General features: G+C 64.1%; 22 protein-coding genes. 6 read left to right on the forward strand and 16 right to left on the reverse strand.

What is annotated here, in order from left to right; translation table 11 throughout:
• The first annotated feature begins 43 nt into the window (after window positions 1-43).
• Window positions 44-199 carry a hypothetical protein gene (locus IC50_RS42300; protein ID WP_085973512.1) on the forward strand — a complete coding sequence of 52 codons (156 nt, stop codon included), beginning with the start codon at window positions 44-46 and terminating at the stop codon, window positions 197-199.
• Between the two features lie 43 nt (window positions 200-242).
• Here the strand turns inward: IC50_RS42300 and mmsB are convergent, their stop codons facing one another.
• The 16 genes from mmsB to IC50_RS01140 form a co-directional block, all read right to left on the reverse strand.
• On the reverse strand, window positions 243-1,433 hold the full coding sequence (gene mmsB / locus IC50_RS01065) for a multiple monosaccharide ABC transporter permease (protein WP_035699468.1): 1,191 nt from the start codon (window positions 1,431-1,433) through the stop codon (window positions 243-245).
• Window positions 1,430-3,007 carry a multiple monosaccharide ABC transporter ATP-binding protein gene (gene mmsA / locus IC50_RS01070; protein WP_035699470.1) on the reverse strand — a complete coding sequence of 526 codons (1,578 nt, stop codon included), beginning with the start codon at window positions 3,005-3,007 and terminating at the stop codon, window positions 1,430-1,432. The genes mmsB and mmsA overlap by 4 nt, the downstream gene beginning before the upstream one ends.
• A gap of 111 nt (window positions 3,008-3,118) precedes the next feature.
• The gene (gene chvE / locus IC50_RS01075; protein ID WP_035699471.1) at window positions 3,119-4,192 is read right to left on the reverse strand and encodes a multiple monosaccharide ABC transporter substrate-binding protein; all 1,074 of its coding nucleotides are present in this window, start codon (window positions 4,190-4,192) and stop codon (window positions 3,119-3,121) included.
• A 72-nt stretch (window positions 4,193-4,264) separates the two neighbouring features.
• Window positions 4,265-5,143 (reverse strand): SMP-30/gluconolactonase/LRE family protein, encoded by an 879-nt coding sequence (locus IC50_RS01080; protein ID WP_035699473.1) that lies wholly within the window; start codon window positions 5,141-5,143, stop codon window positions 4,265-4,267.
• Window positions 5,143-6,219: an aldose epimerase family protein gene (locus IC50_RS01085; protein ID WP_035699475.1), complete on the reverse strand. Its 1,077-nt coding sequence runs from the start codon at window positions 6,217-6,219 to the stop codon at window positions 5,143-5,145. The genes IC50_RS01080 and IC50_RS01085 overlap by 1 nt, the downstream gene beginning before the upstream one ends.
• Before the next feature lie 2 nt (window positions 6,220-6,221).
• Window positions 6,222-7,148 (reverse strand): Gfo/Idh/MocA family protein, encoded by a 927-nt coding sequence (locus IC50_RS01090; RefSeq protein WP_035699477.1) that lies wholly within the window; start codon window positions 7,146-7,148, stop codon window positions 6,222-6,224.
• A complete protein-coding gene (locus IC50_RS01095) occupies window positions 7,145-7,921 on the reverse strand; it encodes a FadR/GntR family transcriptional regulator (protein WP_035699479.1) in 777 nt (258 codons plus the stop codon). The genes IC50_RS01090 and IC50_RS01095 overlap by 4 nt, the downstream gene beginning before the upstream one ends.
• Complete coding sequence (yjfF, locus tag IC50_RS01100) at window positions 7,918-8,898, reverse strand: galactofuranose ABC transporter, permease protein YjfF (protein WP_035699480.1); 981 nt, start codon at window positions 8,896-8,898, stop codon at window positions 7,918-7,920. Before yjfF ends, IC50_RS01095 begins: the two co-directional genes overlap by 4 nt.
• Window positions 8,895-9,887, reverse strand: coding sequence for an ABC transporter permease (locus IC50_RS01105; RefSeq protein ID WP_035699481.1), 993 nt, complete (start codon window positions 9,885-9,887; stop codon window positions 8,895-8,897). The genes yjfF and IC50_RS01105 overlap by 4 nt, the downstream gene beginning before the upstream one ends.
• The gene (locus tag IC50_RS01110) at window positions 9,884-11,428 is read right to left on the reverse strand and encodes a sugar ABC transporter ATP-binding protein (protein WP_035699483.1); all 1,545 of its coding nucleotides are present in this window, start codon (window positions 11,426-11,428) and stop codon (window positions 9,884-9,886) included. The genes IC50_RS01105 and IC50_RS01110 overlap by 4 nt, the downstream gene beginning before the upstream one ends.
• 114 nt (window positions 11,429-11,542) lie before the next feature.
• Window positions 11,543-12,508, reverse strand: coding sequence for a galactofuranose ABC transporter, galactofuranose-binding protein YtfQ (ytfQ, locus tag IC50_RS01115; protein WP_035699485.1), 966 nt, complete (start codon window positions 12,506-12,508; stop codon window positions 11,543-11,545).
• Between the two features lie 555 nt (window positions 12,509-13,063).
• Window positions 13,064-14,236: a fumarylacetoacetate hydrolase family protein gene (locus IC50_RS01120; RefSeq protein ID WP_035699487.1), complete on the reverse strand. Its 1,173-nt coding sequence runs from the start codon at window positions 14,234-14,236 to the stop codon at window positions 13,064-13,066.
• A gap of 112 nt (window positions 14,237-14,348) precedes the next feature.
• The gene (locus IC50_RS01125) at window positions 14,349-15,326 is read right to left on the reverse strand and encodes a HEAT repeat domain-containing protein (protein WP_035699488.1); all 978 of its coding nucleotides are present in this window, start codon (window positions 15,324-15,326) and stop codon (window positions 14,349-14,351) included.
• 2 nt (window positions 15,327-15,328) lie between these two features.
• Window positions 15,329-15,562, reverse strand: a complete 234-nt coding sequence (locus IC50_RS01130; protein WP_035699490.1) for a 4Fe-4S dicluster domain-containing protein — start codon at window positions 15,560-15,562, stop codon at window positions 15,329-15,331.
• Between the two features lie 28 nt (window positions 15,563-15,590).
• Window positions 15,591-17,333, reverse strand: coding sequence for a fumarate reductase/succinate dehydrogenase flavoprotein subunit (locus IC50_RS01135; RefSeq protein WP_035699493.1), 1,743 nt, complete (start codon window positions 17,331-17,333; stop codon window positions 15,591-15,593).
• A gap of 102 nt (window positions 17,334-17,435) precedes the next feature.
• Complete coding sequence (locus tag IC50_RS01140; protein WP_035699505.1) at window positions 17,436-18,209, reverse strand: ferredoxin--NADP reductase; 774 nt, start codon at window positions 18,207-18,209, stop codon at window positions 17,436-17,438.
• Between the two features lie 209 nt (window positions 18,210-18,418).
• Here IC50_RS01140 and IC50_RS01145 point away from each other — a divergent pair, with 209 nt between their 5' ends.
• The 5 genes from IC50_RS01145 (at window position 18,419) to IC50_RS01165 (ending at window position 23,067) form a co-directional block, all read left to right on the forward strand.
• The gene (locus IC50_RS01145) at window positions 18,419-18,724 is read left to right on the forward strand and encodes a gamma-butyrobetaine hydroxylase-like domain-containing protein (RefSeq protein WP_035699494.1); all 306 of its coding nucleotides are present in this window, start codon (window positions 18,419-18,421) and stop codon (window positions 18,722-18,724) included.
• A 195-nt stretch (window positions 18,725-18,919) separates the two neighbouring features.
• Window positions 18,920-19,693 (forward strand): Crp/Fnr family transcriptional regulator, encoded by a 774-nt coding sequence (locus IC50_RS01150; protein WP_035699496.1) that lies wholly within the window; start codon window positions 18,920-18,922, stop codon window positions 19,691-19,693.
• Window positions 19,694-19,874: 181 nt separating this feature from the next.
• Window positions 19,875-21,296: an ABC transporter substrate-binding protein gene (locus IC50_RS01155; RefSeq protein WP_035699497.1), complete on the forward strand. Its 1,422-nt coding sequence runs from the start codon at window positions 19,875-19,877 to the stop codon at window positions 21,294-21,296.
• The gene (locus IC50_RS01160; RefSeq protein ID WP_035699499.1) at window positions 21,293-22,201 is read left to right on the forward strand and encodes an ABC transporter permease; all 909 of its coding nucleotides are present in this window, start codon (window positions 21,293-21,295) and stop codon (window positions 22,199-22,201) included. The genes IC50_RS01155 and IC50_RS01160 overlap by 4 nt, the downstream gene beginning before the upstream one ends.
• Before the next feature lie 5 nt (window positions 22,202-22,206).
• Window positions 22,207-23,067, forward strand: coding sequence for an ABC transporter ATP-binding protein (locus tag IC50_RS01165; protein WP_433960338.1), 861 nt, complete (start codon window positions 22,207-22,209; stop codon window positions 23,065-23,067).
• The last annotated feature ends 293 nt before the right edge of the window (window positions 23,068-23,360 follow it).

Raw genomic sequence — 23,360 nt, forward strand, 5'->3', positions numbered from 1 at the left:
GTACGAAATTGGCTCAGGGTTCCACTGAGCTGCGAACGTTCAAATGAGTGATGCACAAATCGGGCTGATGACCGCGACCCCAATCATTATCGCCTTCGCCATCGCTCTGCGGCGCATGGGCGTGCTGTCGACGGTGGCGACCGTATCGGCGGTCAGCCTCTCCCTCGCGATCGCAACAGTGTTGTTCACGACGCAGTAAAGAAGCCCGGATGGAGCGATAGCGCAATCCCGGCTCCGCAGCGTTACCGCCGCTGGTTATACACGTCGATGCACACTGCTCCCAGCAGCACCAGGCCCTTGATCACCTGCTGATAATCGATGCCGATGCCGAGGATGGACATGCCGTTGTTCATCACGCCCATGATCATGGCGCCGACGACGGCACCGCCGACCCGCCCTACCCCGCCATAGGCCGAGGCGCCGCCGATGAAGCAGGCGGCGATGACGTCGAGCTCGAAGCCGAGACCGGCCTTCGGCGTCGCGGTGTTGAGGCGCGCGGCGAAGACGAGGCCGGCGAGCGCGGCGAGCACGCCCATGTTGACGAAGGTCAGGAAAGTCAGCCGCTCGGTCTTGATGCCCGACAGGCTTGCCGCCTTGGCGTTGCCGCCGACCGCGTAGATCTGCCGGCCGATCACGGTGCGACGGGTGACGAAGCCGTAGAGCGCGATCAGCGCGGTCATGATCACCAGCACGTTGGGCAGGCCGCGATGCGAGGCAATCAGATAGGTGAAATAGAGCACGGCGCAGGCCAGCAGGATGCTCTTTCCGAGGAAGAACGCGTAGGGCTCGACCTCAATGCCGTGCGACTGCTCGCGCGACCTCCCCTTGGCGCCGGCGTAGACGAGCCCGAGCGCGAGCACGGCGCCGATCAGCATGGACGTCGGATGCAGCGTGCCGGCCTCGGGCAGCAGTTCCGGAATGAAGCCGGACGACAATTTCTGGAAGGTCGGCGGGAACGGGCCGAGCGACTGCCCCTGCAACACCGCAAGCGCGAGCCCCTTGAACACCAGCATGCCCGCAAGCGTGACGATGAAGGACGGGATCTTGAAATAGGCCACCCAATAGCCCTGTGCGGCGCCGATCGCGGCACCAACCAGGAGGCAGGCGATGAAGGCGAACGTATAGTCGACCTTCCAGGTCACCATCAGCACCGCGGCGACGGCGCCGATGAAGCCTGCAACCGAGCCGACCGAGAGGTCGATATGGCCGGTGACGATCACCAGGAGCATGCCGAGCGCCATGATGACGATGTAGCTGTTCTGCAGCACCAGATTGGTGAGGTTGAGCGGCTGCAGCAGCGTGCCGCCGGTCACGACCTGGAAGAACAGCATGATCGCGATCAGCGACATCAGCATGCCGTAATTGCGCAGATTGTTCTTGATGAAGCTGCCGTGCCGGCGCTCCTCGGGCAGCGACACCGTCTTGTCGGTCATGGCTGCGATCCTCCCGTCTCCGCGGCCGCGGGCGCGGCGTTCCCGATGCTTCGTTCGTTGCGCATGATGGCGCGCATGATCTTCTCCTGCGTCGCGTCCGCGCCCTTGAACTCGCCAACGAAGGCGCCGTCATTCATGACGCAGATGCGGTCGCAGATGCCCAGCAGCTCGGGCATCTCCGAGGAGATCACCACGACGCCGCGGCCGGCTTCCGCCAGCTCGTTGATGATACAGTAAATCTCGTATTTGGCACCGACGTCGATGCCGCGCGTCGGCTCGTCCAGGATCAACACCTTGGGGTCGGTCATCAGCCATTTCGACAGCACGACCTTCTGCTGGTTGCCGCCGGAGAGCTGGCCGGCCTCCTGGTAGACGTCGGAGCAGCGGATCCGCATCCGGTTGCGGTAGTCGCTGGCGACCTTCAGCTCCGCGATATCGTCGATCACCCGCCCCGGCGCGACTTGGTCGAGGCTCGCCAGCGTGATGTTCTTGCGAACGTCGTCGGCGAGGATCAGGCCGAGTTGCTTGCGGTCCTCGGTGACATAGGCAAGGCCGGCGTCGATCGCGGCCGCGACGCTCGGGAGCGCGATTTCATGGCCTTCGAGCCGAATGCTGCCGCTGATATTTGTACCCCAGGAGTGACCGAACAGGCTCATGGCGAATTCGGTGCGCCCTGCACCCATCAGGCCGGCGATGCCGACAACCTCGCCGCGCCTGACGCTGAAATTGACGTTCTTGATCACCTGCCGTTCGGCATGAATGGGGTGGTAGACCGACCAGTTCTCAACGGCAAGGACGGGGTCGCCGATCTTCGTGTTGCGCTCCGGGAAGCGGTGCGCGAGATCACGATTGACCATGCTGCGGATGATGCGGTCTTCCTGGATCGGCTCGGCGTGACAGTCGATGCTGTCGACGGTGCGGCCGTCGCGCAGCACCGTGATGTGGTCGGCGACCTTGGCGACCTCGTTCAGCTTGTGCGAGATCAGGATCGAGCCGATGCCCTGCTCGCGGAAGGCCATCAGACGTTCCAGCAGCGCGGCACTGTCGGCCTCGTTGAGGCTCGCGGTCGGCTCGTCCAGGATCAGCATCCGCACCCGCTTGGACAATGCCTTGGCGATCTCGACCAGCTGCTGCTTGCCGACGCCGAGATCGGTAATCAGCGTGTCCGGCGATTCCTTGAGGCCGACCTGCGCGAGGAGCTCCCGCGTGCGCCGGTAGACCTCGTCGCGGTCGATTACCCCCAGCTTCGACGGCGGATGCGACAGGAAGATGTTCTCCGCGATCGACATCAGCGGAATCAGCGCCAGCTCCTGGTGAATGATGATGATGCCGAGCGCCTCGGAATCGTTGATGTCGCGAAAGCGCCGCTCCTCGCCCTCGAAGACGATGGTGCCCTCGTAGCTGCCTGCGGGATAGACCCCGCTCAGCACCTTCATCAGCGTCGACTTGCCGGCGCCGTTCTCGCCGACAAGGGCGTGGATCTGCCCGGCGTGAACGGAGAAGTTGACGTCGCGCAGCGCCTGCACACCGGCAAAGCTCTTGCTGACGTTGCGCATCTCCAGCATTGCGGTCATGGCATCGTGTCCCTAAATCGCCGTCGTTCCGGGACGCCCGAAGGGCGAACCCGGAACCTCGAGATTCCGGGTTCGATGCTTCGCATCGCCCCGGAATGACGGAGCAAGAATCTACTGGAACTGCGACTTCTTGTAGTAGCCGCTGTCGACCAGCACCTTCTCCCAATTGTCCTTGTAGACCACCACCGGCTTGAGCAGATAGGACGGCACGGTCTTGACGCCGTTCTCGTAGGTCTTGGTATCGTTGACGGTGACCTGCTTGCCGGCGAGCGCGGCGTCGACCATGTCGGCAGTCACCTTGGCGAGATCGCGGGTGTCCTTGAAGATGGTCGAGTACTGGTCGCCGCGCAGCATCGCCTTGATCGATGGCACCTCGGCGTCCTGACCCGAAATGATCGGCATCGGCTGATCGGCGCTGCCATAGCCGACGCCCTTCAACGAGGAAATGATGCCGATCGAGAGTCCGTCATAGGGCGACAGCACAGCGTTGACCTTCTTGTTGCCGTAGTAGGCGCTGAGCAGATTGTCCATGCGGGCCTGCGCTGTGGCACCGTCCCAACGCAACGTCGCGACCTTGTCCATGCCCATCTGGCCCGAGGCGACGACGAGCTTGCCGCTATCGATGTAGGGCTTCAGCACGCTCATCGCGCCGTTGTAGAAGAAGTAGGCGTTGTTGTCGTCGGGCGAGCCGCCGAACAGCTCGATGTTGAACGGCCCCTTGCCGTCCTTCAGGCCGAGGCCTTTTTCGATCGACTGCGCCTGGAGCACGCCGACCTGGAAGTTGTCGAAGGTCGCGTAGTAGTCGACATTCGGCGTGCCGCGGATCAGCCGGTCATAGGCGATCACGGTGATCCCCTTGGCCTTGGCCTGCTTGAGCACGTCGGACAGCGTGGTGCCGTCGATCGCAGCGATCACCAGGGCCTTCGCGCCCTTGGTCACCATGTTCTCGACCTGCGAGAGCTGGTTCGGGATGTCGTCTTCGGCATATTGCAGGTCGGTGTTGTAACCGCGCTCCTTCAGTACCTTGACCATGTTGTTGCCGTCGTCGATCCAGCGCGCCGACGATTTGGTCGGCATCGCGATGCCGACGGTCGCCTTGTTCTGGGCGGAGGCGGTGAGGCCCGAGGCCATCGTCGCAACGCCCGCCAGCGCCAGCGCGAGGAATGTGATCTTCAGTTTCGGCATGTTTCACTCCCTTGGGTGTCAGACTGTTTCTTCGTGTCGTCGCGAACGTGGTCGTGGGCTGCTTCGGGTCTCCTATGCGAGCTTGACGTCCGGCTCCGTGCGACCGCGCGCGGATGCCTCCAGCAGAAAAGTGCAACCGGCCAGCGGATCGGCGGCACGTGCCGCCGCCTCCATATCCTGCCAGGCCGAGGTGACGAGAAGGCGCGACAGATCTGCGCCGACGAAAGCGGGACAACTCGCCTGTCTTGCCGGCACGCTCAATGAGCGCAGACGCTCGCCTTGCGGCGAATAGACATCGATCCGGCTCGCACCCCAGCAGGCATTCCATATCCTTCCATCGGCGTCGCACACCGAACCGTCGAGGCCGCCGATGCCGGTGTGGCGCAACAGCACCTCCGGCTCGCCGCGCGGCAGGCCAGTCGAGGGATTGAGCGGCACCGCATAGAGCACCGCGCGCGCGGTGTCGGCGAAGTAGCCGATCGCGCCATCCGGCGAGAAACAGATCGAGTTGGGAATGCTGATGCGGGGAAACAGCAGCGAGATCTTGCCGCGATGAAACGCGTAGATCGCGCCTGCCCCTGCTTCCGCCTCGCGGCCCATAGTGCCGATCCAGAACGTGCCGGACTGATGCACGCGGGCATCGTTGGAGCGGGTCGTGGGATTGTCGGCTTCGAGCGGACAAAGCAACGTCATCGCGCCGTCGGCAAGCTTGCGGATGTAGAGCCCGTCCTCGGCGACGATCAACTGCCGTTCGGCATCGATACGCCCGAGCGCACTTGCCATCCGGCCGAGCGCATGGACGCGGATGCTGCCGCTGCTCAAGTGCGCCTCGAACAGCCGTCCCTCGCGGATGTCGAACCACCAGGCGGTATCGGTGGTCATGTCATACGTCGGGCCTTCGCCGAGATGGCAAGGATCGTCCGAGAGAACGGAGGTGGGCACCTTCTCCATTACGGCGTCCTCACTGCAAAGCGATAAACCGTGTGATGGCGATAGACCTGGCCGGGATCGAGGCGCGGGCTCGGAAAATCCGGCCGGTTCGGCGCGTCAGGCCAGATGTGCGGCTCCAGGCACACGGCGTCCGACTGACGGATCAGCTTGCCGCCCTTGCCCGAGATCGTGCCATCGAGATAGTTGCCGGAATAGACCTGAAGTCCGGGCTGATCGGTAAACAACTCCATGATGCGCCCCGAGCGCGGCGCCTCCAGCCGGGCCGCAAGCGCGAGCTTGCCGTCGCGGCCGAGGCAATACGTGTGGTCATAGCCCCTGCCGTTGCGCAATTGCTGATCGCTCTCACGGATACGCTCGCCGACCGGCCGCGGCTCGCGGAAGTCGAACGGCGTGCCGGCCACCGGGCGTGGCGACTCCGGCAGCGGAATAGCAGTGGGATCGGTCGCGAGGAAATGCTCGGCGGCGACGGTCAGCTTGTGGTCGAGAATGGGCGTGCCCGATATGGCACCTTCCAGATTGAAGAAGCTGTGGTTGGTCAAGTTGACGATGGTCGGCCGGTCTGTCCGCGCCTCCATGGTCAGCGACAGTTCGGCCGGGCCGGTGACGCGATAGGTCAGGCGGACATCGAGCCTGCCGGGATAGTTCTCCTCCCCGTGCGGGCTGACATAGGTCAGCGTCACCGCGGGCGCGGCGCCGTCGTCGATCTCGGCGATCTCCCAGAGTTTGCGGTCGAAACCGTCGAGACCGCCGTGCAGCGCATTGGGGCCGTTGTTGACGGCAAGCTGCACCGTCTCGCCGTCGAGCGAGAACTGTCCCTTGGCAATGCGGTTGGCGTAGCGGCCGACGGTCGCGCCGAAAAACTTTCGTTCGGCGAGATAGCCGGAGAACGCGTCGTAACCGAGTACGACATCGTCGTATCCGCCCTTGGCGTCCGGCGCAATCAGCGCCTGGATCACCGCGCCATGGCTGATGATCCGCGCCTCGAAGCCGCCCTCCCCGCGTAGCACGATGCGTTCGACCTTGCGGCCGTCCGGCAGCGTCCCGAAGACGTCTCTTGTGATTCTTGATGCGGCCATGTTCAGTCCACAAACGGCTCCACGATCGTGCGCTTGGCGAGCAGGAAGGCGTCGGCGACAAGGCGAAGCGGCGTCAGATCGACGTCGCTTGCACCGGTCGCCGCGAGCTCGACGAAACGCCGGTAGAGTCCGCGATATTCCTCGTCGGGCGCCTCGGCAAGCACCTTGCCGTCGACGGCCATGCGCGCCCCACCGCTGGACAGCGTCATCCGGCCCTGATCGGTGTCGACGATGATATCCCAGCTCTGCGGCCCGGTCTGGCGAAAGTCGAACTCGGCAGTCACAGGCAGACCGCCAAGATCCGTCAGTGTCAGGTTCGCGGCGATCGGCGCTTGGCAATTGGCGGGAAAGGCCAGTTCGGCCGCGGTGACGAACACTGGCTTGGGCAGGATCCTGGTCAGGATCGACAACGCGTTGATGCCGGGGTCGAACACGCCAAGACCGCCTGGTTCCCAGATCCAGCCCTGACCGGGATGCCAGACGCGGACGTCCTCCTTCCAGCTGATGTGTACCGAGGCGATGCGGCGCCCGGCGAGCCATTGCCGCGCCGGCTCGACCGCCGGCGCATGGCGCGAATGCCAAGTTGCAAACAGCGTTCGCTTTGCCTCCGCCGCCATCTCGATCAGCGGATCGAGCTCGGCCACGCCGGTGCCGGGTGGTTTCTCCAGCATGACATGCTTGCCGGCGGCGAGCGCGGCTGCAGCCTGGGCCCGGCGCACCTGCGGCGGCGTGCAGAGCGACACGGCATCGATCGGCGGCCCCTTCTCCAGCAGTTCCTCGATGGTGGCGAAGTGCGGCAGCTCCGGCAGCGAGGCGTTACGGCTGGCAATCGCCGCCAGCGTCGCGCCCGGAACGGCGGCGATTGCGCCAACATGCTGGTCACGCGCGATCTTGCCAAAGCCGACGATAGCGATGCGAAGTTCCGTCACGATCTCTCTCCAGATTCGACCGATGGCAACGTCTCGGCCGGTGCGGTCTCGATGACGGTGCCCTCATGGCGGTGCATGCCGTTGTGAATGACGAAGACCATCGCCTCCGAGGCAGCCTCCGCATCGCCCGCCGCGATCGCATCGACGATCTTCTGGTGCCAGAGCAGCACGGTGTCGCGGTCCTCCGGCTCGACCGGGGCGCTGAGCAGGAACGAGGCTCGCAGAGCCGCCTCGATGACGTGGCCGATCGAGCGCATGAACAGATTGCCGGAGGCGCGCGCCACGGCGACGTGAAGCGCGAGATCGGCATCGGCAAAGCCGACCGAGTCGGACGCTTCAAGCCGCATGCGTTCCATGCTGCGCCGAAGCTCGGCGAGATCCTCCTCCGACCGCTGCGTGGCCGCCAGCATCGCCGCGCGCGGCTCGACCGCGAGACGGATCTCGGCGAGATCGTTGAGGAAGCGCTTGTCGATGCCGGCGTCGAGGTGCCAAGCCAGCACATCCGCGTCGAACATGTTCCAGGCGCCGCGCTCGCGCACGACGGTACCGACCCGCGCCTTGGTCGTGAGCAGGCCCTTGGCGACCAGCGTCTTCACGCTCTCCCGCAGCACCGGCCGCGACACGCCGAACATCGCGATCATCTCGGCATCGCCGGGAAGCCGCGTGCCCTCCGCATAGCGGCCGGCGATGATGTCGACGCCGATCGAACGGGCCACTTCGGCATGGTTGGAATGGGCCCGCCGCGTCGGGATGACGACGATCCGCGAGGTCATGAGGCAACTCCCATGCTCTTCGCCACGGGCCTGCGCGCCAGCGCAACCAACCCCTGTTGCAAGGCGATGAAGGCGAACAACAGCACGCCGGTCGCGATCTTGGTCCACCAGCTCGACAGTGTGCCGTCGAAATTGATGTAGGTCTGGATCAGGCCCTGGATCAGCACGCCCAGGAAGGTGCCGATCACCGAGCCCTGCCCGCCCGTGAGCAGCGTCCCGCCGATCACGGCGGCGGCGATGCCGTCGAGCTCGACACCGACGGCAGAGAGCGAATAGCCGGCGCTGGTGTAGAAGGAGAAGACGATGCCGGCGATGCCTGCGAGCAGGCTCGACAGCATGTAGATCTTGATCGTCATCTTGCCGACGGCAACGCCCATCAGGCTCGCGGTCGCCCGGCTGCCGCCGAGCGCATAGACGTTGGCGCCGAACCGCGTGAGATGCAGCAGCAAGGCACCGCCGACAACGATCACCAGCATGATGATCGCAATCGCCGTCAACCGCCCGCCGCCCGGCATCCGCAGCGCGAAGTCGGAGATCGTCGAATAGACAGGTGCGGCGATCGGGACAGATTCAGTGGAGAGCAGGAAGCTCGCGCCGCGCGCCAGGAACATGCCGGCCAGCGTCACGATGAAGGGTGGCAAATCGAAGACATGGATCACGGTGCCCATCGCCGCGCCAAAGGCTGCCGAGAGCGCGAGGATGGCGACGAAGGCGACCAGCGGCGGCACGCCCCAGCGCTCGATCGCAAGCGCAACGAACACGGTGGTGAAGCCGATCACCGAGCCGACGGAGAGATCGATTCCGCCGGAGATGATCACAAATGTCATGCCGGTCGCAACGATGCCGAGGAAGGCGTTGTCGGTGAGGAGATTCCCGACCACGCGCGTGGAGGCGATATTGGGAAACTGCACGGCGCAGAGCGCGAAGCCCGCAACGAGCACGGTGGCGGTGATGAGGACTGGCGGCAAGCCTTTCATGCTTTTGCCCTCCGCAGCCGCGCAGCGATTCCGGCAAGGCCGGACAGTTTCGGCGATTGCAATAGCAGCACTGCGAGCACCACCACCGCCTTGACCAGCAGGTTGAACTCCGGAGGATAGCCTGACAACAGGATCCCGGTGTTCATGGTCTGGATGATCAACGCGCCGAGCACCGCGAGGACGAGGCTGAAGCGGCCGCCGAACAGCGAGGTGCCGCCGATCACCACGGCGAGAATGGCGTCGAGCTCCAGCCAGAGGCCGGCATTGTTGGCATCGGCGCCCATGATGTCGGCGGCCGCGATCACGCCGGCGAGCGCCGCGCAGATGCCGCACCAGACGTAGACCGCCAAAATCATTGCGCGCGTGCCGACGCCGGCAAGCTCGCTTGCCCGCGCATTGCCGCCGGTCGCCTCGATCAGGAGGCCGAGCGCCGAGCCGCGTACGACCGCGCCGGTGAGGATGAGCATCCCGAGGGCAATCGCAACCGGCACCGGCAGGCCCAGAATGGCGCCATTGCCGAGCCAGACCAGATCCGGCGAGGAAAAAGTTACGATGCGCCCCTCCGTGATGAGCTGGGCGACGCCGCGACCGGCCACCATCAGGATCAGCGTCGCCACGATCGGTTGCATGCCGAGCACGGCGACGAGAAATCCGTTCCACAATCCGCAGACGAGGCCCGCCCCAAGCGCGGCGACCAGCACCACCGGCAAGCTGTGGCCATCGGCGAGGCTCGCGGCGATCGCTCCCGAGATTGCCATGACCGCACCGACCGACAGATCGATGCCGCGCATCGCAATCACCAGCACCATGCCGAGTGAGAGCAGCGCCACCGGCGTGCCGCGGTTGAGCACGTCGATCAGGCTGCCGAACAGACGGCCGTCCTGGAGGCGCAGGTCGAAGAATTGCGGGGATACCATACGATCGGCCGCGAGGATGACGATCAGCGCCAGGATCTGGGCAAGGCCGCGGCGCGGCAACAGCGCGGTCATGCCCGGCCCTCATGCACGGTCGCGGCGCCATCGGCGGCGATCGCCGCGAGAATGTTGCCGACGTCGATCGCCTCGCCCGCGAGCTCCTCGACATGGGCACGGTCACGCAGCACCACCACGCGGTCGGAATAGGTCACGATCTCGTCGAGCTCGGAGGAGATCACGAGCAGCGAAAGCCCATCGTCACAGAGTTCGCGGATCAGGCGGATGATCTCGGCATGCGCGCCGACGTCGATGCCCCGCGTCGGCTCGTCCAGCACGAGCAGCCGCGGCGAGGTCGCGAGCCAGCGCGCCAGCAATACTTTCTGCTGATTGCCGCCGGACAACAGACCGACGGGGCGCTCGGGATCGGCCGGGCGGATGTCGAGCATCCTGACGTAGCGGTGCGCGATCTCGTCCTGCTCGCGGCGTGACAATGGCCGATGCAGGCCGCGCTTGGCCTGAAGCGCGAGCACGATGTTCTCGCGCACGCTGAGCTCGGCGACGATGCCGTCTGTCTTGCGCTCTTCCGGGCAGTAGCCGAAGCCAAGGCGGACGCCGTCGCGCGGCGAGTGTAGCCGTACGGCTGCGCCCTCCACCCTCGCCTGCCCGCGGTCGGCGCGCTCGGCACCGAACACCAGGCGCGCCGTCTCGGTACGGCCCGAGCCGAGCAGGCCTGCAAGGCCAACGACCTCGCCATGGCGCAGCTCGAGATTGAACGGCGCGACATAGCCGGCCCTGCCGTAACCTTCGAAGCTCGCGCAGATCTCGCGCGCCATATGCTCGCTGGCAGAAGCCCGCGTGCCGGTGGTCTCCGCAAGCTCGCGGCCGAGCATCATCCGGATCAGGTCGAGCCGCGGCAGCGAGGCGGTCTCGCGCTCGCCGACCAGGCGGCCGTTCCGCAGCACCGTGATGCGGTCGGAGATCTCGTAGACCTGATCGAGGAAGTGGCTGACGAAGACGATGCCGATGCCGCGCTGGGCGAGCTGACGCATGATGCCAAAGAGGATCTCGACTTCGTGTCGGTCGAGACTCGCGGTCGGCTCGTCCAGGATCAGCACGCGCGCCGAGAGATCGACGGCGCGAGCGATCGCGGTGACGTGCTGGATGGCAACCGAATAGTTGCGGAGCGGCGCGGCGACGTCGATATCGAGACCGAAATCCGCAAGCAGCGCCTTGGCGCGGCGGCGCATCTCGCCTTCACGCACGATGCCGAAGCGCATTGGCTGGCGGTCGAGAAACAGGTTCTGTGCTACCGACAGGTTCGGCAGCAGGTTGACCTCCTGGTAGACGGTGGCGATGCCGGCCCCAAGCGCCGCCTTGGCCGAACGCGGCGCGACCTCTTCGCCGCCGAGCCTGACGATACCGACATCGCGTGGGAACACGCCGGTGATCACCTTGATCAGCGTGGACTTGCCGGCGCCGTTCTCGCCGAGCAACGCATGGACCTCGCCGGCGCGCAGCGTGAAGTCGACCTGCTGCAAGGCACGCACGGCGCCAAAGCTCTTGCTGATCCCGCGCACCTCAAGGAGCGGCGGAGCAGGATCCGGGCTGTTTTCCATCGCGACGTCACTCCCACCGGCGTCCGCTGATGATGCGGACGCCCAGCCTATTCGTTCGCGCAGCGGTTTCGAAGGGTGCCGGACCGCTGGAAGCAGTCCGGCGTGTTGCCCGCCTCAGTAACCAAGGCCCTTCTTGCTGTCGTAGATCTTCTGCGGATCGTCGGCGGCGGTATAGAGCCTGGACTCGGTCTGGATCCATTTCGGCGGAACCGTGCCCTTCTCCTTGAACGCCGCGACGGCATCGAGCGCAGGGCCCGCCATGTTCGGCGTCAGCTCGACCGTGGCATTGGCCTCGCCCGCGGCCATCGCCTTGAAGATGTCGGGCACGGCGTCGATCGAGACGGTGAGAATCTCCTTGCCGGGCTTGAGGCCGGCCTCTTTCATCGCCTGGATCGCGCCGACCATCATGTCGTCGTTGTGCGCGTAAACCGCGCAGATCGACTTGCCGCCGCCTTCGGCCTTGATGAAGCTCTCCATCACCTCCTTGCCCTTGGCGCGGGTGAAATCGCCGGTCTGGCTGCGCACCACCTTCAGGTTCGCATGCTTGGCAATGGCGGTGTCGAACCCCTTCTTGCGATTGGTGGCGACGCTGGCGCCGACCGTACCTTGCAGCTCGACGATGTTGCAGGGCTTGCTACCGACGGTCTTGGCGAGCCAATCGCCGGCGACCTCGCCTTCATGCACGCTGTCCGAGGTGACGGCGGTGAGATAGAGTTCCTTGCCGGAAGGATCGATATCGCGGTCAAGCAGCACGACCGGAATCTTCGCCTCCTTGGCTTCCTTCAGCACCGAATCCCAGCCGGTCGAGACGACGGGCGCAAGGAAGATCGCATCGACGTTCTGCGCGATAAAGGAGCGGATCGCCTTGATCTGGTTCTCCTGCTTCTGCTGCGCGTCGGCGATCTTGAAATTGACCTTCCGCTTGGCTGCTTCCTGCTTGGAGACCGAAGTCTCGGCCGCACGCCAGCCGGACTCCGATCCGATCTGCGAGAAGCCGATGGTGAGCTGACCGGCATTGGCCGGCAGCGCGAGCAGCAACGCGGCCGTGGCGCTGGCCGCAAAGAGGGCTTTGAGGATCATCAGGCGTATCTCCCAAGATATTTACCGGGGCACCAATTGGTATCGTGGCACCCGCAGGCCGGCCTTTGAGCCGGCGGAAGGCACTATTTCATGGAAGATTGGTTCCGACTAGTCATATTATTTTACTATTCGCGAAAAACACGATTTGGCAGGCTGGCCGTTCCATGACACACGGAGAGCGATTTTGTTCCGAAGATGCAACGCTGAGATGAAGGAATTAATGGGAGCTGCGATGGCGGCGGTGCGCTTCCTCGTACTTACGGGGCTGCGACGAGATTCGTTCGCACCGAGAAGGCTCGGCTGAGGGACTCTCTCCACGCAAAAGGTAGAAGACAAAAGCCCGCACCTCTCCTCCGCGTCATTGCGAGCGCAGCGAAGCAATCCAGAATCCGTCCGCGGAAAGACTCTGGGTTGCTTCGCCGCGCTCGCAATGACGGTGTGGAGAGCTCTGCGTGTCTCGACCATATCGACTCGTGGTGAGTCCCCCTCACACGGGTCGCATCTTCAATACAATCCGGCCTCTCCCGTGAGCGGGAAGCGGCGAAGGCCAGCGAGCTAAATCAGCTTCCGTTGCGCCAGGTTCTTCATCAGCGCACTGAAGCCGAAGGTCCAGGGCTCGCACTCGTCGCTGGTGCGCATGCGATTGACGAGCTTGCCGAGCTCCGGCGCTGAGATCGTGACGATGTCGTCGCGCTTATGGGTGAAGCCCTGCCCTGGGGCATCGCGGTCCTTGACCGGCGCGAACATCGTGCCGAGGAACAGCACGAAGCCATCAGGGTATTGATGGATCTTGCCGATCGTCTGCGCCACGAGGTCGGTCGGATCGCGGCTGATCTTGCTGATCGAGGAATGGCCGTCGAGAACGAAGCCGTCCGTACCCTTCACGTTCAGGCTGATGTCGAGCTTGCGCGCGTCGTCGAGCGTGAAGGTGTCGTCGAACAGGCGCAGCAGCGGGCCGATCGAGCAGGACGCGTTGTTGTCCTTGGCCTTCGACAGCAACAGCGCCGAGCGTCCCTCGAAGTCGCGCAGATTCACGTCATTGCCGAGCGATCCGCCGACGATCTTGCCGCGGCTGGAGATGAACAGCACGAGTTCGGGCTCGGGATTGTTCCAGGTCGACTTCGGGTGAAGGCCGGCATCCATGCCGGTGCCGACCGAGGACAGGGTCGGCGCCTTGGTGAAGACTTCAGCGTCGGGGCCGATGCCGACCTCGAGGTACTGGCTCCAGGCGTTCTGCTCGATCAGCACCTGCTTGAGGTGCATCGCCTGGTCCGAGCCCGGCTTGAGCTTTGACAAATCGTCGCCGATCAGCCGCGTCACCTCTTTGCGGATCGCCTCGGCCGAAGCCGGATTTCCCTTGGCCCGCTCCTCGATGACGCGCTCCAGCATCGAGATGGCAAAGGTAACGCCCGCAGCCTTCAATGTCTGGAGATCGACCGGCGCAAGCAACCAAGGCTTTTTCGGATCACGCCCGTCGGGCGCCGTGTTGGCAACGATTGCTTCGAGATCGCCGATGCGTTCACCCCTGGTCGAGCTGAGCGCCTTGGCGGGATTGTCTTCCTCGCAGAGCGCGCTGACGGTCGGAAATTTCGCGGTGACGTCGAACACGCCGTCGGCGCGCACGGCGACCACGGCCGGACCGTTGACCTGCGGCAGCCAGACACGGCCGGCCAACGTTCCCCGCGTGCCGTCCTCGGGGAGAAGGTCCTTCACAGTCAATGTCATCATGGCCGGCGTCCTCGCTGTTTCTCGGACCGGCCGCGCTCGAAGACGACCGATCACGTTGGCGAAGACCAATAAACGTCTGGCCGGGGAAGTCCAGAGCGGCCGCGAAGAGCCGCTATGCCCCTGCCCGCGCCTTTCGCGCCGCGATCTGCTGCAGCGCCCAACGCGCATTCTTGCGGACATCGGGATCGGGATCGTCGGCGATGACGGCCAGGAACGCTTCACCGTCAGCATGGGCGATCTCGCCGAGCGCGGCGGCCGCCTCTTTCCGCAAATTCGCCTGATCGTGGTTGACGCAATTGCCGATCGGACGCACAGCGCGTTCGATCTTCATCTTTCCGAGGCTGCGGATCGCCTTCAGCCGCACCTGCCAGAACTCGTCGCCGAGGCAGGCGACCAGTTGGTCGGCTGCGATCGCGCCATTGACGTTGAGACCGAGCGTTTCAGCCGCCATCTCGCGGACCATCCAGTCGGCATCCTTCAGTGCGCGCGTGATCGTCTCGGCCGCCGGCTTCATCTGGGAGAAGGCCAGCGCGCTCACGGCGGCACGGCGGACATGGGCATCGGGATCGTTGATCAGCGCGGTCAGCGCGGGAATGGATTCTTCGAGCTTCAGGAAGCCGATCACGCCGATCGCCTGCACGCGCACGGCGGCATCCGTGTCCTGGAGCGCTTCCAGCGCCGGCTTCAGCGTGTCCTTGCAGCGCAGTTCCTTCAGCGCACGCAGCGCACCCATGCGGACGAAGGCGTGCGCGTGCTTGACCAGCGGCAGGATGATCTCGGCACAGGCCGGATCCTTGAACTCGGCCATGCTGTCGGCCGCCGCCGCCGCAACGATTCTCTCAGGGTCGACCAGCAGCTTCACCAGTGCGCTCGCCGCCTCCGGACCGTCGAACTCGCCGAGCGCCATCGCGACCTGCTGGCGCACGCCTGCGTCCGGATCGGCCACCATGTTGGCGAGATGTGCGACCGCGGCCGGATCGCCGGAATGGCCGAGCGCGATGATGGCGACGCGGCGCTCGGCGGGATCGGCGGCCTGGAGCCGCTCATCCGCGTCTTCGAGGTCGTCATAGGACTCGAACGGGCTCGACATGACTACCTCAGGAGATAGGGAATGTTGACGGTGACGGCGCCGGTCGGGCAATCGGCCTCACAGGGCATGCAGTACCAGCATTCGTCGTAGGCCATGTAGGCCTTGCTGGTCGTGTCGCTGATGCGCAGCACGTCGAGCGGGCAGACGTCGACGCAGACGGTGCAGCCCTTGTCCGCGATGCATTTGGCGTCGTCGACTACCACGGGAACCGATGTCTGATAAGAAGCGAGCGGCATCGTTGTCTCCTATTGTTTCGCGATGGGATCAGGCCGAAGCGCGGATGCGCTGCTTGTCGTAGAGGTCCTTCTCATCGTCCGCGATCGGCACGACATAAGGCTCGACGGCACGCCTATCGCTGGTCATCTTGCCGTCTTGCTTGGACAGCAGCGTGTGGCAGAACCAGTTCTCGTTGTCCTTCTCCGGGAAATCCGTGCGCCAGTGATAGAGGCCCCAACGGCTCTCCTCGCGATAGAGCGAGGCGTGCGCGGCCATGTCGGCACAGTCCATGATCGACTGCACTTCGAGGGCGCGGAGCAGTTCATGCGCGTTGCGCGCGATCATGCGCTCTTGCATATCTTCCCGCGCTTCGGCAAGGCGGCGCATGCCGAGCTGGTATTTGCGGGTGACCTTCGGCGGCTGCAGATAGTCGTTGACGAGACGGCGGGTCTTGTACTCGATCTGGTTCGGCGGGATGCCGTCTTCGCGCTTCGTCGGCGCCATCACGCGGTCGCGCTCCATCGCGACGTCGGCAGCGTCGAACTCCGCGAAGTCGTGGTTGTCGGCGAACTCCATCGCATCGATGCCGGCAACCGCCCCGTTGGTGAAGGCGCCGAGCATGTAATTGTGCGGCACACTCGCCATGTCGCCGGCGGCGTAGAGGCCGGGCACGGTGGTGCGGGCGTTGTCGTCCACGAACACGCCGGAAGCACTGTGGCCGGAGCAGAAGCCGATCTCGGAGATGTGCATCTCGATCGACTCGCTGCGATAGTCCACGCCGCGCCCCTGCTGGAACAGGCCGCGCGTCGGACGCTCCACCTTATGCAGCGTGGATTCGATCTCGGAGATGGTGTCGGGGTGCAGATGCTTGAGCTGGAGAAACACCGGACCCTTGCCGGACAGCAGCTCGTTATAGAACTCCAGCATCATCTGGCCGGACCAGTAGTCGCACTCGATGAAGCGCGATCCCTCGTTGTTCGCCGTATACGCGCCGAAGGGGCCGGCGACATAGGCACAGGCCGGGCCGTTATAGTCCTTGATCAGCGGGTTGATCTGGAAGCATTCGAGGTTCGCGAGCGCGGCGCCGGCATGATAGGCCATGGCGTAGCCGTCGCCGGAATTGGCGGCGTTCTCATAGGTGCCGAACATGTAACCGGAGGTCGGCAGGCCGAGGCGGCCGGCGGCGCCCATGCAGAGGATCACGGCCTTGGCCTTGATCACCAGCATCTCGGCGGTGCGGGTGTTGACGCTGATGGCGCCGGCGATGCGGCCGTCGGACGATTTCAGCAGCCGCGTCGCCATGTAGCGGTTGGAGATCAGGATGCGGGCGCGGCGGAGCTGACGGTAGAGCGCCTTCTTCACGGTCTCGCCGTTCGGCATCGGCAGCACATAGGTGCCGATGTGATGCACCTTCTTGACGGCATAGTCGCCGTTCTCGTTCTTCAGGAAGCGGATGCCGAAGCTGTCGAGCTCTTCGATGATCTCAAAGCAGTTCTGCGCGTATTTATAGACCGCCTTCTGGTCGACGATGCCGTCGTTGGCGATGGTGATTTCCTTGGTGTACTGCTCCGGCGTCGCATAACCGGGGATGACGGCATTGTTCAGCCCGTCCATGCCCATCGAGATCGCGCCGGAGCGCTTGACGTTGGCCTTTTCGAGCAGGACGACATTGGCCTTCGGGTTCTTCAGCTTCGCCTTCAGCGCCGCCATCGGGCCGGCCGTGCCGCCGCCGATGACGAGCACATCGCAGGAAACCTCCGAAAGTCCATCGACGATCTGATCTAGTGCCATCACTTGCTCCTGGTTCGCCGGTCCCCGGCGCCTTTGCGTCAGATTTGTTCAGGGGGCGTTCCGGAGATAGCAATTAGTTGTCGCCGGGACGCGATTTGCGCCTCAGCGCTCGACAAAGGCCTTTTCGATGACGAAATGGCCGGGCTGGCTGTGGTTGCCCTCGACGAAGCCGCGTGCGGAGAACATTTCGTGGAGCTCTTCGAGCATCGCCGGGCTGCCGCACAGCATGATGCGGTCGGTCTCGACATCGAGGCCCGATTGCCCGACGTCGTCGAATAGCTGATTGGAGGCGATCAGGTCGGTAATGCGGCCGCGATTCCGGAATGGCTCGCGGGTGACGGTCGGATAGTAGACCAGCTTGTCGCGGATCAGCGGGCCGAAGAATTCGTGATTGCGCAGGCCATCGACGACGTGCTCGCCATAGGCGAGCTCGGAGACCTGGCGGCAGCCATGGGCGAGCACGATGGTCTCGTAATTCTCGTAAACATCCGGGTCCTTGATCAGGCTGGCGAACGGCGCCAGTCCCGTTCCGGTCGAGAGCAGCAGCAGGCGCTTTCCCGGAATGAGATTGCCGGTGATCAACGTACCCGTCGCCTTGCGGCCGATCAGGATGATGTCGCCTTCCCTGATCTTCTGGAGACGCGAGGTCAGCGGGCCGTCCTGCACCTTGATCGAGAAGAACTCGAGCGCTTCCTCGTGATTGGCGCTCGCCATGCTGTAGGCCCGCATCAACGGCTTGCCCTCGACCTCCAGCCCGATCATCGCGAACTGGCCGTTCTGGAAGCGGAAGCCGGGATCGCGCGTCGCGGTGAAGCTGAACAGGGAGTCGGTCCAGTGGCGGACCGACAAAACCGTTTCCTTCTGAAATGCGCTCATGGTCTCTCCTTGGCCATCGATGGCGCACAAGGTTTCGGAGAGAGGAGAGTCCGGCAATTCGGAAGTGAAATTCCCGGTCGATTAGTTTCACATTTCGCCGGCGCTGATCGAAGTCGAGGCAGCCCAGGTCCGCGCCACACGTCCGCGACGGCAATTAGTTGCTATTCGCGTTCGTCCACGACGGCATACAAAGACGCCGGAGGCTCGTCATGACCATGACCGCATTGGTGGCACCGACCGTGACCGACTATGAAGCCAGCGCCGACCTGGCATCGCTTCTCGTCCGCACCACGCAGGACGACGCGCTGAGCGTACCGGCCGAAAAACTCCGCCTCTCCTGCAAATGCGCCCACTGCACCCGCGCCCGCTTCGACGGCCGCTTCCCGCAAGCATTTCCCGGCATCGCCATCACCGATATCGGCGATCTCGGCTATGGGCTGAACATCTCGTTTTCGGATGGGCACAACCGGGGGATCTACCCGAAACCCTATCTGCTGAGCTTGGCTGGGCGATAAGGGGCGCGAACGCTCCTCGCTGCCCCGCTGTCATTCCCCGCGAAAGCGGGGAATCCAGTACGCCGCGGCCCCACCGAATCCCATTGACGTCTCTGGAATACTGGGTCGCCCGGACACGCCGGCGACGACAGCGGAGTGAATCTGGCACGGACATTGCTCCTCTTTAGAACGATTTGAACGTTCCGGAGGCAGACGATGTTGCAGGCGGCCAATGTGGTTCGCAGAGTTGTGGCCCCGGCAGTCCGCCCTGCCGGAAGCTCCTCGCTGCTGCTCACGGAGAACCAGCAATGGATCGGCGGACCGCCGCCGCTGATGGACAAGCTTTCTCCACGCGAGCGGGAGCTGGTGCTCAAGCAGGGCCGGCGCAAGGTGCTCAACCGCGGCCAGACGCTGTTCAGCCAGGGCGGCAAGCATGACGGTATCTGGCTGATCGAAAGCGGCCGCATCCGCGTGTTCTACACGTCGCCGCTCGGGCGCGAGATCACGCTCGCCTATTGGCATGTCGGCAATTTCGTCGGTGGCCCCGAAGTGTTCGAAGGCACCGTGCATCAATGGTCCGGCGTCGCATCCAGCAATTGCAGCGTGGTGCACCTGCCCGGAAAGGAATTGCGGTCCCTTGCCGCGGAGATCCCGAACCTCGCGATCGGGCTCATTGAAGGCCTGACCTTCAAAGGCAAATGTTATTCGGCGCTGGCGCAAATGCTGGGAACGCGCTCGATCACGCAGCGCCTCGCGCATCTCTTGCTGCATCTCGTCGAGCTCTATGGCGTCGAGGATGCCGACGGAACCGTGATCGCCGCAGCCTTCACCCACGCCGACATCGCCCACATGGTCGGCGCCACCAGGCAATGGGTCACGATCAGTCTGAAGCGGATGCAGGAGAAGGGAATCGTGCTGACCAAACGGTCGCAGATCGTGGTCTGCCGGACCGACGTGCTGGAAGAGATGCGCGGTCACGCGTCTGACTAGCCGAATTGGCGACCAAGGCCGGTGCACAGGCAAGCGGCTTTATAGTGCAGGACTGCACAAGGAGTATGCAATCAGCTTTTCCCGGCAACTAATCGACTGCGACAGCCACTCCGGATTTGCCCTGCCCACGCCCTCACCCAATCATGGCAACCACAGCACATCCAACCGAATGAGGATGAGAATGGTCCGCCATCTTCCCACGCTCTCGATCGCGATGTCCGTGACATCGCTGGCGCTACTCGTCACGCAGCCGGCCTCGGCGGAAACCGTCACGCTCGGCATCGGAACGCAGGACACCACGACCAACACGGTGACCGCCGGCGTCGTCATCCGCCAGTTGCATCTTCTTGAAAAATATCTGCCAAAAGACGGCAAATACGCCAACATCAAGTTCGAGCTGGAGTGGCAGAATTTCACGTCCGGCCCACCCGTCACCAACGCGATGATGGCGAACAAGCTGCAGATCGGCATGATGGGCGACTATCCGCTGATCGTGAACGGCTTCACGTTCGAGAGCAATCCGGAGAGCAAGAGCCGCCTCGTCGGCGTGGCTGCTTACAGCCTCGAAGGTTCCGGCAACGGCATCGTCGTTCACAAGGATTCGCCCTATTACGAACTCGCCGATCTGAAAGGCAAGCTCGTCAGCGTGCCGTTCGGCTCCGCGGCGCACGGCATGGTGCTGAAGGCGATGCAGGATCGCGGCTACGCGTCCGACTTCTTCCAGCTCGTCAGCCAGAGCCCCGAGGTCGGCTCGACCAATCTTCAGGAGAAGAAGATCGACGCGCACGCCGACTTCGTTCCGTTCGCCGAGCTGCTGCCCTTCCGCGGCTTCGCGCGAAAGATCTTCGACGGCGTCGAGACCAATCTGCCAACGTGGCACGGCGTCGTCGTGAGAACCGACTTTGCGGAGAAATATCCCGAGGTTGTCGTCGCCTACTTCAAGGCGCTGATCGCCGCCAATCAGTGGCTGCGCGACGATCCCAAGCTCGCGGCCGAGAAGATCCAGGAATGGACAGGCATCAACAAGGAAGTCGTCTACATCTTCCTCGGCCCCGGCGGCAACATGACCACCGATCCCACCATCAAGCCGGCGCTGATCGATGCCGCCGCGACCGACGTCAAGGTGCTGCAGAATCTCGGTCGCATGAAAGAATTCGATCCGAAGAAATGGGTCGACGACAGCTACGTCCGCAAAGCCTATGCCGAGATGAAGCTCGATTATGACGCGCAGCTTGCAAGCAGGAAGAACTACGAGATTTCCGGCGAAGATTCCTTCTGCAAGAAGCCGATCGCCGATCCGCGCAAGGCCGGCGAGGTCTGGGTGGATGATGGCGGTATCATGGCCTTCTCGTCAGCCAGTTGCACACTCGGCGCCTATGCCGACTTCAAGGCCAAGGGCAAGAAGATCAACGTCGCCTACGTCTTCGACACCACGCGCGGCATCAAGCTGTTCGCCGACCAGGCGTTCTTTGCGGTCGGCAATGGCGAGGTCGCCCCGTTCCTGCTCAAGAAGGACGCTCAGGCCTATGCCGCCCGGATCAGCGGCAGAGTGCTCGGCTTCGACGACGCCGTGAAAGCGGCGGTCGGCGGAGGCAAAACGTGAGCAGCCCCGCCCTCCTCAGACACGCCGAGGACAGCATGCCGGCAACAGCCATTGCGGAGGCGGGCCCCGCGCCCGCCGTCACACCACCCGCAACACGACCCTCCTTCGGTACGCTGGCGCTGCGCTGGTACCGGCTCAACCAGGGCCGGCTTCGCGCAACCGCGATCGGCATCATCTCGCTGCTGGCCTTCCTGCTGGTGTGGCACCTGCTCACGACCTATCGCGTCGTGTTCTTCGTCCGCTTCACCAACGTGCCCTCGCCGCTCGCGGTCTATGCGAGCTTCACCAAGGCGATCCACGACCCGAAATTCCTGTTGCACATCGCCTTGAGCTGCCGGCGTATCTTCATCGGCTTCTCGCTGGCGGCCATCGTCGGCGTGCCGCTCGGCCTCATCATGGGTCGGTTCAAGCTGGTGCACGAGATCATCTTCCCCGTGGCCGAAGTGCTACGGCCGATCCCGGCGATCGCCTGGGTACCGATGGCGATCATGCTGTGGCCGACCAACGAGCAGAGCATCGTCTTCATCACCTTCCTCGGTTCGTTCTTCCCGATCCTGGTCAACACGCTCCACGGCATGTCGCTGGTCGACCCCGTGCTGGTCCGCGCCGCGCAATGTCTCGGCGCCCGCGAGCGGTCGATCTTCCGCGAGGTGTATTTTCCTGCCTCGCTGCCGCACATCTTCACCGGCCTCACCGTCGGCATGGGCGTCGCCTGGGTGTCGCTGATCGCCGCCGAGATGATCTCAGGCCAATACGGCATCGGCTATTTCACCTGGGAAGCTTATTCGCTGGTCCAGTATGCCGACATCGCGCTCGGCATGATCGCGATCGGCGTGCTCGGGCTCGGCTCGAGCCTGCTGATCCGGGGCGCAGGACAGTTGGTGATGCCGTGGAGGTCGACGTGAGCGAGATGGTTGCGAGTCCGAAGGGACATATCGAGGTCAAGAACTTCTCCCTCGCCTATGAGACGATCGAGGGAGCGGTGCAGGCCGTGACCGACACGCAGATCCATGTGAAGCCCGGCGAGTTCGTCTCGATCGTCGGTCCCTCCGGCTGCGGAAAGTCGACGCTGCTCAACGCAGTCGCCGGCTTTCTCAAGCCGACCACCGGCATCGTCACCGTCGATGGCGAGCGCGTCAACGGTCCCAGCGCCGAACGCGGCATGGTGTTCCAGCAATATTCGCTGTTCCCCTGGAAGACGGTGCGGGAGAACGTCGAGTTCGGCCTGAAGATGCGCGGCATGCCACGCTCGCAGCGCGAACGCGCCGCGCGCACGCTGCTGGGGCTCGCGGGGCTGGAGGCGTTCGAGAAACACTATCCGGAAAAGCTGTCCGGCGGCATGAAGCAGCGCGTCGGCATCGTCCGCGCGCTCGCTACGGGACCGAAGGTCCTGCTGCTGGACGAACCGTTCGGCGCGCTCGACGCGCAGACGCGCGTCATCATGCAGCAGATCCTCACCAACATGTGGCAGCGGCTGAAGATCTCGGTGCTGTTCGTCACCCACGATATCGACGAGGCGATCTTCCTGTCCGACCGCGTCTACTGCATGACCGCGCGGCCCGGCTCGATCAAGGCGGAGATTCCGATTCCGCTGGAGCGGCCGCGGCAGCAATCCATGATGATGTCGTCGGAGTTTCTGGCGCTACGCCGCGGGCTGATGTCGCTGATACGCGAGGAAAGCCTGAAGGCGATGGGCGGCGAGATCAACGACATGGGCATGCAGGGGCTCAACATCGAGCTGCATGGGCATTCGCTCGCGGATGTGATCTAGGATCTCGCGACGCGTGCTCGCTCTTCTTCCCTTCTCCCCTTCTCTCCTTGCGGGAGAAGGTGGCGCGAAGCGCCGGATGAGGGGTACGTTTCCGCAAGCTCACTGCAACAGATTCACGCGCGGATAGAGACCCCTCACCCGTCTCGCCGCTAACGCGGCGAGCCCCCCTCTCCCCTTGTGAAGCCCGCAAGGAGAGAGGGGGCACCGTCCTTGTGGCACGTTCACTTGAACCAGTGCACCAGCGCGAGGCTGATGCCGAGCAGCAGCAGCAGCGACAGCGTGACGGCTGGCGG

The organism is Bradyrhizobium genomosp. I (2014) (assembly GCF_000261685.1).
GTDB lineage: Bacteria > Pseudomonadota > Alphaproteobacteria > Rhizobiales > Xanthobacteraceae > Bradyrhizobium.

Coding starts and splice junctions, on each gene's coding strand:
- IC50_RS42300 (WP_085973512.1), top strand. CDS start 44: ATGAGTGATGCACAAATCGGGCTGATGACCGCGACCCCAATCATTATC.
- mmsB (WP_035699468.1), bottom strand. CDS start 1,433: ATGACCGACAAGACGGTGTCGCTGCCCGAGGAGCGCCGGCACGGCAGC.
- mmsA (WP_035699470.1), bottom strand. CDS start 3,007: ATGACCGCAATGCTGGAGATGCGCAACGTCAGCAAGAGCTTTGCCGGT.
- chvE (WP_035699471.1), bottom strand. CDS start 4,192: ATGCCGAAACTGAAGATCACATTCCTCGCGCTGGCGCTGGCGGGCGTT.
- IC50_RS01080 (WP_035699473.1), bottom strand. CDS start 5,143: ATGGAGAAGGTGCCCACCTCCGTTCTCTCGGACGATCCTTGCCATCTC.
- IC50_RS01085 (WP_035699475.1), bottom strand. CDS start 6,219: ATGGCCGCATCAAGAATCACAAGAGACGTCTTCGGGACGCTGCCGGAC.
- IC50_RS01095 (WP_035699479.1), bottom strand. CDS start 7,921: ATGACCTCGCGGATCGTCGTCATCCCGACGCGGCGGGCCCATTCCAAC.
- yjfF (WP_035699480.1), bottom strand. CDS start 8,898: ATGAAAGGCTTGCCGCCAGTCCTCATCACCGCCACCGTGCTCGTTGCG.
- IC50_RS01105 (WP_035699481.1), bottom strand. CDS start 9,887: ATGACCGCGCTGTTGCCGCGCCGCGGCCTTGCCCAGATCCTGGCGCTG.
- IC50_RS01110 (WP_035699483.1), bottom strand. CDS start 11,428: ATGGAAAACAGCCCGGATCCTGCTCCGCCGCTCCTTGAGGTGCGCGGG.
- ytfQ (WP_035699485.1), bottom strand. CDS start 12,508: ATGATCCTCAAAGCCCTCTTTGCGGCCAGCGCCACGGCCGCGTTGCTG.
- IC50_RS01120 (WP_035699487.1), bottom strand. CDS start 14,236: ATGATGACATTGACTGTGAAGGACCTTCTCCCCGAGGACGGCACGCGG.
- IC50_RS01125 (WP_035699488.1), bottom strand. CDS start 15,326: ATGTCGAGCCCGTTCGAGTCCTATGACGACCTCGAAGACGCGGATGAG.
- IC50_RS01130 (WP_035699490.1), bottom strand. CDS start 15,562: ATGCCGCTCGCTTCTTATCAGACATCGGTTCCCGTGGTAGTCGACGAC.
- IC50_RS01135 (WP_035699493.1), bottom strand. CDS start 17,333: ATGGCACTAGATCAGATCGTCGATGGACTTTCGGAGGTTTCCTGCGAT.
- IC50_RS01140 (WP_035699505.1), bottom strand. CDS start 18,209: ATGAGCGCATTTCAGAAGGAAACGGTTTTGTCGGTCCGCCACTGGACC.
- IC50_RS01145 (WP_035699494.1), top strand. CDS start 18,419: ATGACCATGACCGCATTGGTGGCACCGACCGTGACCGACTATGAAGCC.
- IC50_RS01150 (WP_035699496.1), top strand. CDS start 18,920: ATGTTGCAGGCGGCCAATGTGGTTCGCAGAGTTGTGGCCCCGGCAGTC.
- IC50_RS01155 (WP_035699497.1), top strand. CDS start 19,875: ATGGTCCGCCATCTTCCCACGCTCTCGATCGCGATGTCCGTGACATCG.
- IC50_RS01165 (WP_433960338.1), top strand. CDS start 22,207: ATGGTTGCGAGTCCGAAGGGACATATCGAGGTCAAGAACTTCTCCCTC.